Origin of the sequence: Pedosphaera parvula Ellin514 (assembly GCF_000172555.1) — a bacterium.
Lineage (GTDB): Bacteria > Verrucomicrobiota > Verrucomicrobiia > Limisphaerales > Pedosphaeraceae > Pedosphaera.
This window is the reverse complement of sequence record NZ_ABOX02000081.1, coordinates 1-18,292: the sequence shown is the minus strand read 5'-3', so window position 1 is coordinate 18,292 and position 18,292 is coordinate 1. Positions and strand designations below refer to the sequence as shown.

Sequence of the window (18,292 nt, the reverse complement as noted above, 5' to 3'; positions counted from 1 at the left end):
TGGTTGTAAAGAGTGTTTGCGGATGGTTGGTGGAATTTGGTCCCCAATAAATATCGGGCGAAACGCCTTTCACAAACAGCAACTCCGAAACGTCATCGAAGGGGCCATTTTTGGCAAAGTACGGAGGATTTAAACTTTGATAGTAATCCGACTCCGCGCCGTTGATGTGAGTATTGTCATCTTTATCAATCCAGTCCTGGATGGAACCAATAATAGTTGGCACGTCCGAGGCATCCACACCCGCCAGAATCAACGCCTGTTGTAAAACCGCGTCATTATTTACCGCCATGTTGATGTCAAACTTGCGTTCTGAATCCTTGATCTTAACCGAAAACCTCCCATTTCCCAAGTGCACATCCTCCAGGGAAAGATCGGCTAAAAGGTCATTCGTTCCACCTGGCCCACCCGCCCATTTTTGGTTAAGAGAATCGTAGCGTTCGCCAGGAATATTCAGTTGTTGCGCCAGAAAATATTTGCCTAATTCCACTCCCGACCGACCAAGCCATTCCATCTCGGTTTCGTTGTAACCATTCATTGCCAACCTGGACTCCACCTTCATTGAAAAGGCGAAGACACCCGCGATCACCGAGAGTACAAAAATGGAAACCATCACAATCACGATTGCGATGCCCGACTGCTTTCCCTTTGATCGGAGCTTCATTAGTTCGTAGTACTTGATTGACGAGGCAGCACCGGCATTTGCCAATCCACCCGCACTGCCTGCGCAGGAAGAGCCACTACATCCATCATTGGGTCCTGTGGCTTGCTTGAAAACTGATCCACCTTGCCCAAGGCAACTGTAAAACGAACCATTGGCGGAAGGGTGTTGGTCTGCGTCCACGTGCTTACATAATCAGCCTGTTGTGGATCCCAGAATTCGACCAAAAATTTGTCCACATTCTTCGCGAGCACCAATGGATGGTCCACCTCGTCCTGGCTCGGTTCGGTTAAAATAGGACTTTGCCTCAGCACCAATTGATTCTTATTGTCCGGCGTTGACCCAGGCTCCACGGAAAATGTTAAGCGCCGGACATCCAGATCTCCGAATTCTCCGCTGCGGGGAAATGATTTAGGCAATCGTGCTGAAAAGCTTAAGGTCGCGAAATCCCCTTCTGTATCAGCCATGAATGCATAATATTTCGCATTCTCACTAAACATGCAGGCACAGAGCAGCGAATCGTGCAGGGTATGCACAGCTACGCGGGTTCTTTGCGCTTCTGCAGCAGCGCGCTCAGCCACTTCCTTGCCCTTCAAGATCGATCTCCACGTGCTATAAATTGCGCTCACAATCACTGCCAAAATGGCCAGGGCGATCATTACCTCCATCAACGTGAAAGCCCCACGCACCCCTTTGTTTGCAGCCTGAAATTTCAATGCACGCCTCCACCAAACGAAGAGGACAATCCGGCAACCGAATTTGGCCTCCACAATAACACACTCAAATGTGACTGCACCGGGTCTTGCCCTCTCATGGATGGTCCGGTCACCAAGTATTCCACCTGAAACAATCCATTCGTGGCAACCTGGGTGATGGTTGATTCCCATTTGTATCCCGGGTAAACATCACCGAAATTTCCTGAATCTCCCCCTTCCTGCAGTTGATTAGTCAAGGAAAGTTGAGACACCAGCATGCCAGCATCCACCTGCGGCTCCTGCAGTCGTCGCGCAATGCGCAAATTGCTTGAAACAAGAGACAAAATCGCAAAAATAGCCATGAAAAAAATTCCCATTGCGATCATTACTTCGATGATCGTGAACGCCGTGGATCCGCGTGGCGAATGCGAACACGGAGCTGCCCCCGGGCTTACAGTGCCTGGAGAAACTGCTCTGCTACTCAACTCCTTTAAATTTGTGCTGATTCTCATTTAAAGTTACTTACTTCAGCCAACCCAGTGACTTCCTCAAGCGCTATCTTTTTGAATTCATTATTATCGGAACGCAATACCAGCGTTAACTGATCACAGATTCCATTTGGATGAAAACGAACCCTCGCCATTTCTTCATCCTTGTATTCCCCAAAATTAATGTCACACATTTCGATGACCACCCGTTCTGAAAGTTGTGCCGTAAGCGGACTGTGATTTGGCGAGGCGGGCGATCCCGCAACGCTGCTGTTGCTTTCAGCACGAACGGATTGCCCGACTGCAGGAGCATTTGTCCCGTTCGCATTCAGCAGGTCTGCATCTTCAGGTGCTTGGACAACTTCAAAACGCCCGGTGTGCGGATAAATACGAAGTTCCATCGCCACCCCATTCAGAATGGCTCGGGCACGTGCCTGAGTACAAACTTCGAGCACATCTTGAACTGCCTGCGTCATCGGCTCAGGATTTGCCTTCCGGTAAATCGCTGGCATTCCCATGGCGAGCGCAATGCCGATGATTGCGACCACCAACATGATCTCAATCAGCGTAAAAGCTCTGTTCCTGGGATATGCCGGTTTCATCAGCGGGCGATACTCGAGGTCATTGCGAACATGGCGGACAACACGCTCAAAAGCAGGAACGCCACACCCAATGCCATCACAACAATCATGACCGGTTCAATCAGGCTCATCATGGTCTTGATGCCAATATTCAATTCATTTTCATACGTGGTGGCCACATTACGCAGAGCCCCGGGCACATTGCCCGTTTCCTCACCGATCTTGAGCAAATCGATCATCAATTGCGGAAACACTTTGCTCTTCGCCAAAGGTTGAGCCAGCGTTTTTCCATCCGTCACCTCTTCCCGTGTTCGGGCAATCGCCTCGCGAATAATGCGGTTTGGCATCGTCTGTTCGGTAATCGTCAGCGCCGTCAGGACCGGCACGCCATTTTCCAGCAAAGTTGCCAGAGTTTGAGCGAACTGGCCGTATAAATTGAGTCGCATCACCTTTCCCACCACGGGAGCATTGATCTTCCAGCCATCAATAGTTCGCTTTCCACCGTCGGTCGATTGGAATCTTTTGAAAATGACAATTACTGCCACCACCGTCAGGATCATCAACCACCAGTAGCCGCTGAAAAGATGGCTAAGGCCAATCAATATGCGCGTGGGAAGTGGCAGTTCAATATTCATGCCTTCAAAAATCTTCATAAACGTCGGCAACATCTTCGTCATGAACAAAAACATGATGATGCTTCCGACTGTGATCACGAAGGCAGGATAAATCAGAGCTGAGGTAAACTTAGATTGGACCTGTGAAAAACGCTCATAATGGTCGGATAAGCGCTTTAATACTTCGGTCAACGCGCCGCTCTGCTCGCCTGCACGAACCATGTTCACGTATAAATCGGAAAAAATGAGTGGCTGCTTGGCCATGGCGTCAGACAAGCCCTTGCCTTCCATCACATCCTGCTTCAATTGCTTGCTAACCTCGGAGGAAATCCCTTTGGATTCCAGATGCGTCATGCTGTTCAAAGCCACGGTCAACGGCATGCCCGATTGCAAAAGATTCGCAAGTTGTTGTGTAAAAGTTCCCAGTTCTTGCAGCTTCGGCTTGCGTTTACGTTCCAGCAGTTCGCGCATGAACGGAGGCAGCGATGCTTTGAAATCGCGCTTTTCGCCACCTCGCTCAGCTGCGGCTGCAGCCTTGGTAGCCGTCTTCGAAGCATCCACCATGATTGGAAATAGCCCCAACCGTTCGATCTGCACGAGGGCAGCCGCACGATCCGCTACGTCCAAAACACCTTGGACTGTCTCTCCCGTACGACGACGGGCTTTATATGCAAACTGTGCCATAATTGTTACTGAACTCTCTTAATTAACCGAAGAAGCGCTAAAGTTGCGCTTTATTAGCCTTTAAGTACCCGCTTCTAAGCACTTGCCATGCCGAGCAATTCGTTGACGCTCCCGCGGCGATAACCCTGCAAGTCCAGCGTCACATGCAAGTAGCCAATTTTCTTTAATGCTGCTGCAACCCGCTCATTCACACCAGCTTCCAAGACTTTCCGAAGCTCACTTGGGCCAATCTCAATTCGCGCTAATTGTCCCTGTTTGAGTTCGTGATGTCTCACACGCACGTCATGGAAACCCAAATCTCGCAAGAGCATTTCCGCTTCCTCGATCATAAGCAATTTCTGCGGTGATACAGCCTCACCGTACGGTATCCGGGAACTCAGGCAGGCCATTTGTGGCTTATCGGCAGTTGGAAGCCCCAGATATGAGGACAATTCCCTGATTTCTGCCTTGGTCAAACCGGCCTCCTTCAGAGGAGCCCGCACTTGAAACTCTGCTGCGGCCTTCGCTCCAGGCCGAAAATCACCCACATCACTCGCGTTTTCACCATAGGCAATCACAGCAAATTGCTCGGCTTTGGCTAGTGGCTCTAACTCCGTGAACAATTCGTGCTTGCAAAAGTAGCATCGGTTATTGGGATTGGCGAGGTAGGAGGAGTTATCAAACTCTTTCGTGCGCACAATTCGAACCGGAATTTCAAATCGCCTGGCAATTTCCAAGGCTTCCTCCAACTCACGTCGTGGCAGGCTGGGCGAATCGGCTATGGCAGCCAACGATTTCTTGCCTAAGACATCTTTGGCCACCTTGGCCAAAAACACCGAATCCACGCCACCAGAATACGCTACAAGGCAGGAGCCATAAGAAGATATTACATTCCGGAGTCGGTTAAGCTTGTCCAAAGTCACAGTCAACAAAATGCCATCACGTTCGAGGCTTGTCGAGCCAGACTACGGCCGTGCTTAAACCCCGCTTGCGATGCAGATGCCTGGCTATGAACAACGGTAAAATGGCTTATCCAAAATCATCCGGACCGCAAGGCACTTCAGCTTTACCACATCGATAGTGTCCACTCGAGTGCACACCAACTGCATCTCACGACAACAGGTTTTGCTATTAAGCCTGCCCTCCAGATATCGCCCGAGGTTTCCTATAATGACTTTGTGCCTTTAAATGCTGCCTTGAATCTGCGCTTGCTGCAGATTGAGGCGGTCCCTGTAGTCGCTTAGGACCTCAATTAGTTTTTCAAATTCGGTCGATTTATGGAAAAAAAACTTTGCGCCTAAATCCGTGCATTTCCGCCGATATTCCATCTCAGCCAATCCCGTCAACACAATGACAGTAACTTCCAATTGTTGCTTTTTGATGGCCTCCAACACCTGGATTCCACTCATCCCTGGCATGCGAATGTCCAGCGTCACGACATCGGGATTAAGGCTTTGAATGAGCTCATAAGCTTCCAATCCTGTCCGGGCCAACCCTACAATTTCCACGTCTGACAGCCTGGAGATTAAAGAAGATAATGAATCCCGGATTGCGGCTGAGTCGTCTGCAACCAAAACCCTGAGGCGCTTCCGGTCATGGTTGCCATCTGCTTGGTTCATAAGAATAATTTATCTGGAAAAGACTCTGTCGTGGCCCTTGCAAGAAGCTGATTCTGTTGTCCTCCAGCGTCCTACACTATCTTATCTCATTCTTAATAAAGCATCTCTTTGAGATAAGCCAAATCAACCTGGCTCAATTCTGAACCTCATCCACAATGATTGCAAATGAGGTGCTCCCAGCCTGAGCGGGTTCAAAAGGTCAGTCAACCAACCTTTCATGTACCGCATAACGGATGATATCCGCATTGGTCTTGAACTTCATTTTTTCCATGATGCGGGTTCGATAAGTACTAATTGTTTTTACACTCAAGGAGAGGTCGAAAGCGATTTCCTTTACACTCTTGCCCAATGCTATCAGGCGCATCACTTGGTACTCACGATCAGAGAGTATCTCATGCGGAGCTTTTCCCATCGGCGTATTTAAACTGGTCGCGAGGTTTTCAGCCAGCGAAGCGCTGACGTACTTCCCCCCAGCCAGCACCTTTTTGACAGCATTTACCACCTCCTCCGAAGCAGTGTTTTTCGTAATATAACCTGCCGCTCCTGTTTTTAATACTCGCACTGCATATTGGTCCTCTGGATGCATGCTCAGGACCAACACCGCCATGTTGGGCTGAGCTTCCACAATCTGTTTCAACACATCCAATCCACTCTTGCCCGGCATGGTGATGTCCAATAACACCACATCCCATGATTGCTTCCAGATCTGCTCCAAGGCTTCAGTGCCGTTGTTTGCTTCTCCAAATACCCCCAGCCCAAACTCGCCGGCAAGTATCTGCTTGAGCCCCTGTCGAATAATGGCATGGTCATCTACTATCAGAATCCGCAACGGCGATACAATCGGTTTGGATGGCCCTTTGGACACTGTTTCACTCTTGCTCGATTGTGACTTTTGGCTGTTCAATGACATTTCTTTCATAAACATATCCAGCTTAGGGATATTATTTTTTTGATTCTCTTGTCTCCCCAAGCTCTGACAGTTTCTGAAACTCCAGCTTTTCAGTTTTTTGATGACGCCCTGCCAGAGGCACTCTCACCCGGACCATCGTTCCCCTTCCTGGTTTTCCAGCTATTTCCAATTCTCCTCCCAGCACCAATGCCCGTTCCCTCATTCCCACCAGCCCCAACGATTTTGTTCCAGCTTTTTCGTTCTCTTTAATTCCTCTGCCGTTATCCCTTACTTCGAGGACAATTTCACTGCCAATTCGCTTTAAACTCACCTCCACACGACTGGCTTGCGCATGGCGCGCGGTATTGGTCATAAGCTCCTGAAATATCCGAAACAAAGCGGTTGACCTTTCCGCGTCCACCCCCAGGTCACCTGATTCAATTTCTGTAGAACAGCGAATACCGGTTCTATTTTGATACTCGCGGATTTGCCATTCAATTGCTGCGGTAAGCCCCAAATCATCCAGCACCCCGGGACGCAACTCGGTACATAACCTCCGGACGACGTTGGCGGTTTCGTCGATCAACCTGGCCATGTTTTCAATTTTATCAATCAGTTGCTGGCGGCTGGCCTTTGAATCTTCCCCAAGTAACCGGGCTCTCATCCAGGCCAGGTCCATCTTGAATCCAGTGAGCGACTGTCCCAACTCATCATGAATTTCCCGGGTGATATGCTTTCTTTCCTCCTCCCGGATGAACTGAAGATGAGCCGCCAGGGCCCTGAGCTCTTCACGGGATTTGGTCAACTCAACCTCAGCCTGCTTGCGTTCGGTGATATCGACAACAAAGCAAACTCCTTCATTGCTACCCTCCCCCAGGCTGGCTGCGCCAATCAACACTGGAATTCGAAATCCATCCTTTCGGACATATTCCTTTTCAACAGGTTCACAAATCCCCGACACCTCCAGGCGCTTGAGTATCTGCTGGTCCCGGACGGCATATTCAGGTGGGGTCATCTTTCTCCAGTCCACCTGGCCTAACTCCAGGTCACCCCTGGTAAATCCCACCATGGAAAGATACTTATCATTGGCTTCAAAAATTCTTCCGTTCTCCTGCCAAAAGAAAATCCCGATCATGTTGGATTCCACCACCCGCCGGAAGCGATCCTCACTATGTCGCAACGCCTCACGTACTCGAATACGCTCCAATGCCCCGCCGCAATAGTCTGCCAGAGTCTGAAAGGTGCTTAAATCTCCCTGACCATACGCTCCCATTTTGTAGCTCTGAACTGAAAGAATGCCAATTACCTTTGCCTGGTACCGAATAGGAACAAACATCATCGAGGCAGAACGTTTGGTGATGTCCCCAAATGGAATTGTCCCGGGAATTTCAGCATGCCCCTGATCACGTAAAATGAGTTCAGCCCCATTCTCAATAATTCGACGCGCCGTGCTGCTTGGTCTTTTGTCCACGTAGCTGGAACCAACCTCTTCTCTCATCCCTTCAATCGTGTCTATATTTAATACCGTTTGTATTTCCCGAGATTCAGGGGAGTACAAATCCAACACGAATGCATCCCAACGAAATATTTCTTCTGCAATTCTGCTGATCACCCGGGCAGCCTCCACTGGAGTTGAAGCAGAACTGAGGCTTTGACCCAATTTCGAAAGCGCTGCCATGTAGCTCTCTGCCCGCTTGCGTTCGGTAATGTCGCGGGCAATATTTGACACTCCAACAATATTGCCCATGGCATCCGTGATCGGGGAAATCGTCACGGAAACATCGATCCGGCGTCCATCCTTGCGTATCATTACTGTCTCAAATGGAGAAACTCTTTCCCTCCTATTCAGTTTCGCCTCTGCTTCGCGCCGCTCCGGGGGAATCATTAGCAATAATGATCGGCCTTTTACTTCTTCCGCCTGGTAACCAAAAATTCTCTCTGCTCCCTGATTCCAGCTTGTAACTGTTCCATCCAACTCTTCACCAAAAATGGCATCCCCGGAAGATTCGACGATGGCTGCGAGTCGATGATAAGCTTCTTCCGCCTGCCTTCGCTCCCTTCGCACCTGCGCTTCTCCCAACTCTCGATCAATCACCGGTATCAACCGCGCCAAACTGTTCTTTAATAAATAATCGTGCGCTCCGGATTTCATCGCAGCCACCGCCACTTCTTCACCAATCGCTCCAGATACAATAATGAAAGGCAGATCAATGCGGGTGTTTTGCAATAGCTTGAGTGCCCGGATGGCACTAAATCGAGGCAAAGAATAGTCCGCTATTATCACATCCCATTCCTTGGCTTGCAATTGGGTGATAAAAGCTGCTTCGGTGTCAACTTGCTCATGGACAACTTCATAACCTCCCTTGTGCAAGTGACGAATGACAAGTAAGACATCGGCTGCACTATCTTCCACGATCAATACACGAAGCGTTTTACCCATTAGGATCACGGCTCCCTTTTCCGGGATATTCCAAGCTACCCTCAAAGTGGCTCCTCTGCCATACCGACTTCGAAGCCTTTGGAAGGAAACCCTGGGACTGATCAATTTGCATCCCCAACATGGCGGCCTGAACTGCCTCTTCCTCAGCAAAATTACATTCCATGTAATTGGAATGAATCACATGAAGCCTGAACTCAATAATGAAGTATTCTTCCGGGCCAAACTCAGCATTCATATTCAATGGAGCATTGTCGTTCCACCCACTCCCATCTGGGCTCTCGTTTAACTCATCAGACGCATTCATTGATAGATTCGGTTTGTAAATCCGGAAACAGTTTTCCAATGACATCAAGCAGCCTCTCTCCAAACTCCGACTTGGTAAGAAATGCATCCGCTCCCGCCTTGTGTGCAGAATCGCTGAATACAAACCCTTCGTGGAGACTGATCAAAATTATTTGTGGAGCCTCGATCAGGGACTTCAACTTGCGAGTGGCTTCAAGTCCATTCATTCCAGGCATGGAGAAGTCCATAAGCACCAAATCTGGCGATCTCTCTTGAACTAGGCTGAGCGCAGTCACCCCCGAGTCAGCAAGACCGACAATCTGCAAATTTGGATGGGGTGATAGAAAGTTGGATGCGACACTTAAGAAATCCGGACTATCATCCACCAGCAAAAGTTTCAATCTATCTACTGCTTGATTCACAATAATTTTCGACTTTCTTGAGACTCGGTCAGGATTTCGAATGAGTCTCTCATTGGTTGTATAACCCAACACACCCGGAGCTCGGAGGTGAATCGTGGTGAAAGTTTACATCGTAAACAATCAGGTAAAACCTTAGAGCGGGCAGGAAAAAACCTTAGCTCTCCTTTTCCAGGGAATTTAGCCTTACGTACTGTTACTTTTAAGGGAATTTAGGTGGCTGATGAAATCAGCCCCATCCTCATTGCATACCGAACCAGTCCCGGAACGTCATGAATACCCAGGCGATCCATTAACTGCGTCCGGTGCGTCTCAACCGTTTTAACACTCAAATTAAGAAGAAAAGCCATTTCTTTCGTGCTTTTACCTTCTGCGATTAGTTGCAGAATCTCCCGTTGCCGCGGGGTTAACTGTTCCATTGGACTTTTTTGGCCGTTGATTCTTCCTAAATAATCCTCAATCACCCGTTTCGAAATAGCGGGGCTTAAATACGTATCGCCCCGTGACACCGCCTGGATTGCCAGTTCCAACTCCGCCGTTGCGGCATCCTTGAGCAAATAGCCCGCTGCTCCGGCACGCAAGGTCTGCAGCACGTACTCTTCATTGGCATGCATCGATAGGATGATTACACGGCTGCTCGGAAACTCCTTTACTATCCTGGCGGTTGCTTCCAACCCGTTCAGTCCGGACATCGCTATATCCATCAACACAACACCTGGCTGAAGGGCCTTCACAAGGCTGAGCGCTTCCCGGCCATCAGCTGCTTCCCCGACAACCTCCACCCCGGGCATCTTCTCCAGCAACGAACGTATGCCAGCCCTCAAGAGGGTATGATCGTCGGCCAACAGGATACGGATTGTGCTCATTTCAAATTATTGCCTCACTCGTGCCGGGCGTGGAAAGGGACTTTGAAATCGGAAACCATGCATACACCTCTGTGCCCTCTCCCGGCGTGGACTTGAACTCGACCCTGCCCCCCATCAACGAAGCTCGTTCCTCCATTCCGAGCAGCCCAAGGCTGCTGCCTGCAGCCACATGTTCCCGGACTTTTTTCATATCAAACCCGATTCCATCATCTCGTATCGTCAATTGCAAATCCTTCTCAGCCACATTTAAATCAATGGTTACGTTCTGGGCTTCTGCATGCCGGACAATATTCGTCAACGCTTCCTGGGCAACTCGAAAACAAGCGGTCTCCAATGCCGGATCCTGGCGCATTTCCATCGGCTCGGCCGCAAACTGAATCCTTAGCCCTGCCCGCTGTGCCTGTTGGTCTGCATACCAACGCAAGGCTGCGAATAACCCCAAGTCATCCAGCATTGAAGGACGCAAATCCAGTGATAGATTGCGCACCTGTCGCAGTGTCTTGTCCACGATTCCAATACTGTCCAGTAAACGTGGCGAAAAAGCAGTGGAGTTTGCCATGCGCTGCACTGCTTGAAGGTTTATTTTCAAAGCTGTCAGCCCCTGTCCAATTTCATCATGCAGTTCCCGGGCGATGTGCCTTCTTTCGCTTTCCTGTAATTCCAAAAGTCTTCGTGAGAGCGTTTGTAGCTGTTCGGTGGTACGTTTTAATTCTGCTTCATCCATTTCCCGTTCCGTCACATCCTGCGCCGTTCCAAGAATCACCGGTTCCCCATTCAACTCTGCTTTGAAGCCATGCGCCTCAATGGTGAGCAGACCGGCATCTTTCCGCTGGCCATGGAAGCGATAGCGTATCCCCTCAATTTGCCCTTCCAGGCGAAGTCGAACGTTTTCACTCACGATGGGACGCTCCTTTTCAACTATGACGTCGAAGACCGAACTGAGGGAGAGCATTCCACTCACATCATAGCCAAACATCTCTGCGAATTTGGGATTTGCATATTTGAACCGTTCACCCTGGATTATGTAAATTCCCATTAAGGACTGCTCGCTGATAATGCGAAACCGTTCCTCACTCTGTCTTAGCGCCTCTTCAGTGCGTTTTCTTTCTGTAATTTGCTCAGCTAACTCATCTTTTTGATTCCTCACCTTTTTATACAGTCGTTCGTTATAAATCGAGGTCGCGATGTTATTGGCCACGATCTGGAGATGTTCCAAATCAGCGTCCCTGAAACTCTGGAGTTCCTTTTGTGAGTATATGCCTATAAGCCCCAACGTTTCGTTTTGCGCCAGCAATGGCGCTCCGGCATAGGATCGATACAAAGCGCCTGTGGGTAACCGATTTATAAATGGCACGCTCATTGGGTTCTGGGAAAGATCTGGTACAAAGACCGGTTTACGCTCTTCGAAGATTCGTCTTCCCAGCCCCCAGTCTTTCGATACACATGGCTCCAGATAGCCTTCAACACCTCCTGCACTGCCAAATAGTACGAGATCGTCGCCTTCCAAAACCCGAATTACGCAACCATCCACACCAAAAGCCGTGCGCGCCAGCTCTGCCAGTTTACACCCCTGTTCCTCCATCGGTGCCCCAACAATCCCACCAATGCGCGCGATCAGGCTTAATCTCTCGTTTCGGAGCGCCAACTCCCGTTCCACCTGTTTTAGTAACGCTTCGTCTGCCTGCTTTCGCTTCACCAGCAACAATGCCGTGATCCAAAGCATTCCAATGCCCACAAGCCGGTTGATTGCGACGAAATTAAAGGATAACCCGCTCGGCACTGAGAAAAAATAACCGATCACCAGCAGCAGGGAACAAAGCAGGGAAAGAAAAATGGGATACCACCACTTCCTGACTCTAAAAGAAATCAGTAGTGGAATCAAATAAGGCCCCCATCCGCTGGCACCCAGGGGCATCAGCAGGTCCAGAACGAAAACCCCGATAGCCAGAAAGAGAGTTGCCAGAACCATCATGAAAAAATACTTCAACGTTATATAACAGCTCCCTCCAATTAATTCCAACCGTATTTCCTTCCTTCGTGCTTGACGAACCCGGGCATTTTGATTGCATACACTGAATGAAAAATAAATTTCTTATTCTTTTGCTGGTAGCTGGACTCGCCAGCTTGGTTGCTGGCTGTGTCAGCACCGTTGATGGAAGATCTGAAGCGGGCATCCCTTTCTTAAAGGATTCGGTGGAAGGACGTTACGAACGCACTGTCCCTGTTGTCTTTGCTGCCGCCAAACAAGTATTGGCTTTCAACGGAGCTCTCGTTGCTGAAAACACCTTGAACAATTCTCTCGAAGCCAGAATTGCTCAACGTGAAGTCTTTGTAAGGGTTCAAGAACTGGATCCTGTCAAACCCATTACGCGCCTCGTCGTCCAAACCCGCACCCCGGCCGGTGGCACGGACATTGACCTGGCCCACGAAATTGAGAAGCAGATTGCCTTGAAAATGGCGGCTCACTAAGCCCGCCTCTTCAAACCAATATCCTGTTCATAAGAGCCAAGCTGAACCGCTTGGCTCTTTTCTTTTCCCTTGAATTCCAGCTTCAACATTTGCATTCGGCGTTCGGCTTTCTGGGCGGCTGGGGACTCAGGATAGATATCCATTACTCGCTGCAGGCTTTGCCTTGCTTGTTCGAGCTCTCCTCCATGCTGCACCTGCAAGTCCACCAGCGAATTAAGCCAGCGCACTACATTTTTGGGAGTTTGATTGGGCTGATTGATCAACTGCTCCAACTGTTCCTGGGCGAGATCGAGTCGTTGATAATGGCTGGCATAGATGTTTGCCAATCTTTCGCGGGCTTCAGTGTCCAACGGATGAACCTCCAAATGCTTGACCAAAATAGCTGCCAGTTTGCCCGCATCCGTTTCAGCCGGTTTGAGTGCGGTGGAATCCTGAAGCAACCCGATGTTTTCAACTCCTTTGATGACTCTCACTCCCTGCCTCTGCTGCGAGGCCAACAACATCTCTGTATCCGCCAGATGCGCAATCCGTTGCGATGCTTGCAGCGACATTTCAGTCTCAGGCAGCAATTCAATAATTTTTTCCAGGGCGATTTTCGCAGCCTCACGATTCTTGTGCAAATTCAGGTGCCAATCCGCCATCCGATTCAGCGCATAGGCGACATTACGTGGTGGCTGCTCCCCCAGGCTGCAAACCCGCTGCACCGTCACTTCCGCCCCCTGCAAATCATCCAAATTCTCCGCCTGCAGTTCAGACAACAACATCATGCCTTCAAAATCGTTGGGGAACTTCTGCAATTGCCGGCGCACCTCAGCCAATGATTCAAGGTATTTACCCTGGGTTTTCTTGGCCTGAGCAATGGAATAAAATGGCTTGGGTTCCACTTCGGCGGTTCCCCCATCATATAATCCTCCAAAAATACTCCCCACGCTTTCACCGATCACCCGCGCCCATAAAATTGCCAGCACTAAACCTCCCGCTGCGGCATACACGACCATGAATGCTCTGGCTGGGCCCTGAACCTGTGAAAGTTTGTGTCCCTGCACAAAAACATAAACAAGTACCAGGGCAGTGATGATCCAGCGGGTAATTAACATCCATGGCTCTCGTGATCGTTTAAGCCATGTCCAAATGAACCAGGCAAGGAACAAAATCAAAAAAATTGGGATAATCCAATTTTCGAATATCTGAAGTATCAGATTCATATCCATGGCTGTGCTCAACCTTCCATCTTTCAGCTTGGAAGCTCAAGTAAATCGCCAAGTGTTTATAAGCGTAGTCTAAAGAACCTAAAACGCAAGCAACTAAAGTTTAAATGCGCGCAGAGGAAAAAACCAACCTGGGAGCGATCGCTGTGATAAGTCACTTGGAAGTCTGGGCAGGCGGTCTTTTTTGCCCCAAATCGTACTCCACTTTCGTCCGCGTATTGTCCTTGATGTTCGTAATTTCCATGTCCTCCAACTGCCATTGATCATTGATCTTTCGGAAATGGCCGAGGGAGAATTCCTTGTATTTTTTATTGTCCTGGTCGTAAGCCTCTGCCTGAATGATGCCGCCTTGATGCTGCTTAAAGCTGTCGATATCAACCCAGGTGACCACGCGCGAATATCCATTTTTACCAGGGTTTGGATTGAAACTTTCCAGGACATAACAAGCCCGACTCCTTTTCATTTCGCTCGGCCGTTTCACCTGCTTCGGCCACTGATAAAATTCAAATCCAAGATCCGCCAGCCAAAAATCCGAATTTGCCAAGGGAATGTTGGCCTCAGCCCCAGTCAGTTTCTTTTCTTCGCCCAAAGGCGCTCCGGGTGTCGGCGCCTTGGCGTACAAATATACATTCGGCCCCGTGGCGGAATGCACGATGGTCAAGTGCTCGGCGCCTTTTCCATCAATTGCACCCGTAAGATACTCGTTCCTCCACATCGGCTCGATCCAACTCACCTTTCCCAGCACCGGAATTGTGGTGACGGTTTTACGATCATGGCTCCGGATTTTTAATCTTCCCTTCCATTCACCTTCCGGAGGCTTTTGTTTTCTCAGTTCAGCCGCGATGATTTGCCCTGCGGCTTCGGGAGTAAGATCGTCAGTTTGCGGCTGTGCAAAGGCTGCAAAGTCTCCACTCAGAAGTAAAACTGCCGCCGCCCACCTCGTAAGTTGAACCAGATTTCGAAATCTCATTTTTTGGTTAATGCCAGGGGAATCAGCTCGGAAATGTGACTGACAAAATGAACCTTCATCTTTTTGCGCACCTCCACCGGCACTTCTTCCCAATCCGCACTATTTTGCTCTGGCAGCATCACATGCGTCAGGCCAAACCGCGCCGCCGCCAATACTTTTTCCTTGATGCCACCCACCCTCAACACACGGCCTCGCAAACTGATTTCGCCGGTCATGGCGATATCCGAACGCACTCGCCGACGCATCAGCAACGAAGCCAGCGCAACAACAATGGTTACCCCCGCACTTGGCCCATCTTTGGGCGTGGCGCCCGCAGGCACATGAATGTGCAGGTCATACTTGGCATAATCCGAGAGATCCAGCGCCAAAGCCCTTGATTGGCTCCGCAAATAGCTCAGTGCCGTTTGCGCACTCTCCTTCATGACTTCGCCGAGAGATCCGGTCAAAATCAGTTGCCCCCGTCCTGGCATGCGGGTTGCCTCAATATAAAGTATTTCACCACCAACCGGTGTCCACGCCAGCCCGGTGGCTATACCGATCTCGGTAATCTGCTCGGCTGTTTCGACAAAATTCCTTACCGGTCCCAGATAATCTGCCAGTGCTTTTGGAGCGAGCGTCACTGACTTCGCATTGCCATTCTGGCTTACGATTTTTAACGCTGCTTTCCGCATGAGCGCCGCAATTTCGCGCTCCAATTGCCTGACTCCCGCTTCTCTCGTATAATCCTGGATCAACCGGCGCAAGGTGGCATCCGGTATTTTGAACATCTTTCGCGTCACCCCGTTTTCGTTGGATTGACGCGGCACGAGATAACGTTTGGCAATCTGCAGTTTCTCAGACTCGGTGTAACCGGCCAGTTCAATCACTTCAAGTCGATCCCGTAACGCGGGATGAATGGGATCCAACCAGTTCGCAGTGGTAATGAATAAAACGCGGGAAAGATCAAAGGGCAGATCAAGATAATGGTCCGTAAAGGTGTTGTTCTGCGAGGGATCAAGCACCTCCAACAGCGCTGACGCTGGATCACCGCGAAAATCCGAACCGACCTTGTCGATTTCATCCAGCAAGATTACTGGATTTCTACTCTCAGTCCGGCGCAGGGCATGAATGATTCTTCCAGGCAGAGCCCCGACGTAAGTGCGACGATGCCCTCGAATCTCCGCTTCATCACGCATGCCACCAAGGGCAATGCGCGCAAACTTTCTGCCTAAGGCATCCGCAATGCTTTTGCCAAGGGATGTCTTGCCAACCCCTGGAGGTCCCACGAGACAAAGAATCGGTCCCTTGATCTGCTTCTTTAATTTAATAACGGCAAGAAATTCGAGCAGCCGATCCTTCACCTTCGGCAGGCCAAAATGCTGTTCGTCCAATATCCGCTTGGCATCATTAAGATTAATTTTATCTTCGGTCACCTTGACCCAGGGCAGACCTAAAATCCAATCAAGATAATGTCGCGCTACGCCGTATTCTGCCATGGAAGGGGACATTTGCTGCAGGCGCTCCAGCTCGGCAACCGCAACCTTTCGGGCATCATCTGGCAATGGAGCCTTGTCAATTTGTTCACGGAGATTCTTGATCTCCGTCGCCGCCACATCGCCTTCCCCCAACTCCCGTTGAATGGCACGCATCTGTTCGCGCAGAAAGAAGTCGCGTTGCGTCTTCGACATCGAGCTGGCCACATCCGTCTGAATCTTTGAACTCAACGTCAGAACCTCATGTTCGCGATTCAACAGTGGCAATAACCGCGTCAATCGTTCCTTGACGGAATTCGTCTCCAGCATCTTTTGGCGCTCGTCCAGACTCAGGTTCAGGTTAACCGCAATCAGGTCAGTCAGATGTCCCGGATCTTCTGTGTTAAGCGCCGCAATCTTGACCTGGTCTGCCATCGCAGGCGAAAGTTTGATGATCTCCTGAAATTGCGCGTGGGCGTTGCGGGTCAAGGCCTGCAATTCAATGGAGTCTTCCTTCGCATCCTTCCAAACCTCAATCTTTGCCTTCAAATATGGCGTTTGGGCTTCATAACCTTTGATGCGGATACGCCACAATCCTTCGACCAACACGCGCACTGTGTTGTCGGGAAACTTCAACATTTTTAAAACCCGCGCCGCGCACCCAATCTCGAACATGTCTTCAGGCAGCGGATTCTCCACCTCGGGCTTCTTCTGGAGAACAACCCCAAGTAAACGCTCTCCACCAACCACGTCATCAATGAGGTGAATGCTTTGAGAGGTCTCCACCAGCAACGGCGCAACCATGCCAGGAAAAATTACAATGTCGGAAAGCCCTAATATGGGCAAAACCTGTGGGAGAGATCGAGCAGAGATCTTCGTTGCAGGTGCTTCTGCATCCGAAGTGGCCCCTAAAATATTTATGAATTCAGTATCCGGCGAAGTCATGTCGCGCCATTCGCTTATTAGCTGTTGTCCTTCTCAGGAAAAACATATGGAGAAGGCTACTTCCCGGCAACAGGTACTTTCGTACGTTTTAATGGCGCCTTGGTGGATTGCGGAACATCGACTCGCAAAAAACCATTCAAATAAGAGGCTTTGGCATGACTGAGATCGTAACCCGGGGGAAGCTCGATAACGTTTTCAAATGGTCCGTAATTAATCTCCATCGCCAAAAAATTGAACTTGGGCGCCCGACAACCGTCCGGTCGCTCTCCGCTGATTCGCAATCTGTTGCCTTCCATGGTAATCTGCAAGTTTTCGCTGCGCATCCCAGCCAACTCCAGCTTGATTACCAGGCCATTATCAGTCACATACACATCAGTGTTCGGCACCCAATGCGCTCGTCCAGCACCTTCTCTATCACGCACTGTCGTGAGCTGCACAAAATGTCCGGTCGTACTTACTTTGCACATGGCCATTATGGGGCTTTATTATATTCTGATTTACTCAATAATGCAAGCGCGTCGTTAATTCATCTTCACTGTGATTTGGGGCCTCTCACCTTTTCTGGCACGAAACACTATCGAACTCCGCGGCGCCTCCTGGCTGGCTTTGCCACAACCACAATGTGTATCTTTCTCCAGGCTAAACTTGCGCGGCCTCAATCTGCTCCACAGGAAAATTCCTGCGGTGCCGGCAACTATCACCAGGGCGATTATCTGCTGCCAATCCATTAAACCAAAATACCGCGTTTTGCTACCTTGGCAACAAATGTTTACCCACCTCTTTTTTCGCTCATCCCAAAATCACAGCCCCTGACCTCACTCACATCACCTTACCTCGCTGAATACCTTCCTGAAAACTTCTCTTCACATTTTTAATGGTTCATTTCCATTTTTTATTTTCTAATCTCTCACATGGCTGGTCAACTCTATCGCCACTCGTACCGCGTTACCTACGCCGACTGCACCGTCGGCAATCACATCTACTATTCGCGCTACCTCAACCTGCTCGAAGCCGCTCGCGGCGAATTCTTCCGCC

At 49.8% G+C, this 18,292-nt stretch carries 18 protein-coding genes; 2 read left to right on the top strand and 16 right to left on the bottom strand.

The genetic code is table 11. From position 1 onward, the window contains the following. The 3 genes from CFLAV_RS30435 to CFLAV_RS35870 all read right to left on the bottom strand — a co-directional run. On the bottom strand, window positions 1-661 hold a 661-nt coding region (locus CFLAV_RS30435; RefSeq protein WP_007418784.1), incomplete at its 3' end, for a type II secretion system minor pseudopilin. Next, entirely contained in the window at window positions 661-1,374 is a 714-nt protein-coding gene (locus tag CFLAV_RS30430; protein ID WP_160164695.1) for a prepilin-type N-terminal cleavage/methylation domain-containing protein, read from the bottom strand. The genes CFLAV_RS30435 and CFLAV_RS30430, both read right to left, overlap by 1 nt. Further along, window positions 1,371-1,715 (bottom strand): hypothetical protein, encoded by a 345-nt coding sequence (locus CFLAV_RS35870; RefSeq protein WP_040550885.1) that lies wholly within the window; start codon window positions 1,713-1,715, stop codon window positions 1,371-1,373. The genes CFLAV_RS30430 and CFLAV_RS35870 overlap by 4 nt, the downstream gene beginning before the upstream one ends. On the opposite strand from CFLAV_RS35870, the gene CFLAV_RS35865 reads away from it, so the two are divergent. Further along, window positions 1,714-1,869, top strand: coding sequence for a hypothetical protein (locus tag CFLAV_RS35865; RefSeq protein ID WP_160164694.1), 156 nt, complete (start codon window positions 1,714-1,716; stop codon window positions 1,867-1,869). The two genes, CFLAV_RS35870 and CFLAV_RS35865, sit on opposite strands and share 2 nt — an antisense overlap. Here CFLAV_RS35865 and CFLAV_RS30420 read toward each other — a convergent pair. The 9 genes from CFLAV_RS30420 to CFLAV_RS33485 form a co-directional block, all read right to left on the bottom strand. Continuing rightward, window positions 1,862-2,443 carry a pilus assembly FimT family protein gene (locus CFLAV_RS30420; protein ID WP_007418781.1) on the bottom strand — a complete coding sequence of 194 codons (582 nt, stop codon included), beginning with the start codon at window positions 2,441-2,443 and terminating at the stop codon, window positions 1,862-1,864. The genes CFLAV_RS35865 and CFLAV_RS30420 overlap by 8 nt on opposite strands. Continuing rightward, a complete protein-coding gene (locus CFLAV_RS30415) occupies window positions 2,443-3,720 on the bottom strand; it encodes a type II secretion system F family protein (protein WP_007418780.1) in 1,278 nt (425 codons plus the stop codon). Before CFLAV_RS30415 ends, CFLAV_RS30420 begins: the two co-directional genes overlap by 1 nt. Before the next feature lie 74 nt (window positions 3,721-3,794). Then, complete coding sequence (gene larE / locus CFLAV_RS30410; RefSeq protein ID WP_007418779.1) at window positions 3,795-4,622, bottom strand: ATP-dependent sacrificial sulfur transferase LarE; 828 nt, start codon at window positions 4,620-4,622, stop codon at window positions 3,795-3,797. A gap of 261 nt (window positions 4,623-4,883) precedes the next feature. Next, entirely contained in the window at window positions 4,884-5,318 is a 435-nt protein-coding gene (locus CFLAV_RS30405) for a response regulator transcription factor (RefSeq protein WP_007418778.1), read from the bottom strand. Window positions 5,319-5,517: 199 nt separating this feature from the next. Then, window positions 5,518-6,237, bottom strand: a complete 720-nt coding sequence (locus CFLAV_RS30400) for a response regulator (protein WP_237712486.1) — start codon at window positions 6,235-6,237, stop codon at window positions 5,518-5,520. Window positions 6,238-6,259: 22 nt separating this feature from the next. Further along, entirely contained in the window at window positions 6,260-8,647 is a 2,388-nt protein-coding gene (locus tag CFLAV_RS33490) for a PAS domain S-box protein (protein ID WP_007418776.1), read from the bottom strand. Window positions 8,648-8,937: 290 nt separating this feature from the next. Beyond that, window positions 8,938-9,351: a response regulator transcription factor gene (locus CFLAV_RS30385; protein WP_160164693.1), complete on the bottom strand. Its 414-nt coding sequence runs from the start codon at window positions 9,349-9,351 to the stop codon at window positions 8,938-8,940. A 209-nt stretch (window positions 9,352-9,560) separates the two neighbouring features. Then, window positions 9,561-10,214, bottom strand: a complete 654-nt coding sequence (locus tag CFLAV_RS30380; RefSeq protein WP_007418773.1) for a response regulator — start codon at window positions 10,212-10,214, stop codon at window positions 9,561-9,563. Window position 10,215: 1 nt separating this feature from the next. Beyond that, complete coding sequence (locus CFLAV_RS33485; protein ID WP_007418772.1) at window positions 10,216-12,186, bottom strand: sensor histidine kinase; 1,971 nt, start codon at window positions 12,184-12,186, stop codon at window positions 10,216-10,218. 104 nt (window positions 12,187-12,290) lie between these two features. Between CFLAV_RS33485 and CFLAV_RS30370 the strand changes: the two genes are divergently transcribed. After that, window positions 12,291-12,683 (top strand): hypothetical protein, encoded by a 393-nt coding sequence (locus CFLAV_RS30370; RefSeq protein WP_007418771.1) that lies wholly within the window; start codon window positions 12,291-12,293, stop codon window positions 12,681-12,683. On the opposite strand, the gene CFLAV_RS30365 is transcribed toward CFLAV_RS30370, so the two are convergent. The 4 genes from CFLAV_RS30365 to CFLAV_RS30350 form a co-directional block, all read right to left on the bottom strand. Next, window positions 12,680-13,780, bottom strand: coding sequence for a tetratricopeptide repeat protein (locus CFLAV_RS30365; protein WP_160164692.1), 1,101 nt, complete (start codon window positions 13,778-13,780; stop codon window positions 12,680-12,682). The genes CFLAV_RS30370 and CFLAV_RS30365 overlap by 4 nt on opposite strands. A 265-nt stretch (window positions 13,781-14,045) precedes the next feature. Beyond that, window positions 14,046-14,861 (bottom strand): outer membrane lipoprotein-sorting protein, encoded by an 816-nt coding sequence (locus tag CFLAV_RS30360; protein WP_007418769.1) that lies wholly within the window; start codon window positions 14,859-14,861, stop codon window positions 14,046-14,048. Next, window positions 14,858-17,257, bottom strand: coding sequence for an endopeptidase La (lon, locus tag CFLAV_RS30355; protein ID WP_007418768.1), 2,400 nt, complete (start codon window positions 17,255-17,257; stop codon window positions 14,858-14,860). The genes CFLAV_RS30360 and lon overlap by 4 nt, the downstream gene beginning before the upstream one ends. A 56-nt stretch (window positions 17,258-17,313) precedes the next feature. After that, window positions 17,314-17,724, bottom strand: a complete 411-nt coding sequence (locus CFLAV_RS30350) for an Hsp20/alpha crystallin family protein (RefSeq protein WP_160164691.1) — start codon at window positions 17,722-17,724, stop codon at window positions 17,314-17,316. Window positions 17,725-18,292 lie beyond the last annotated feature (568 nt).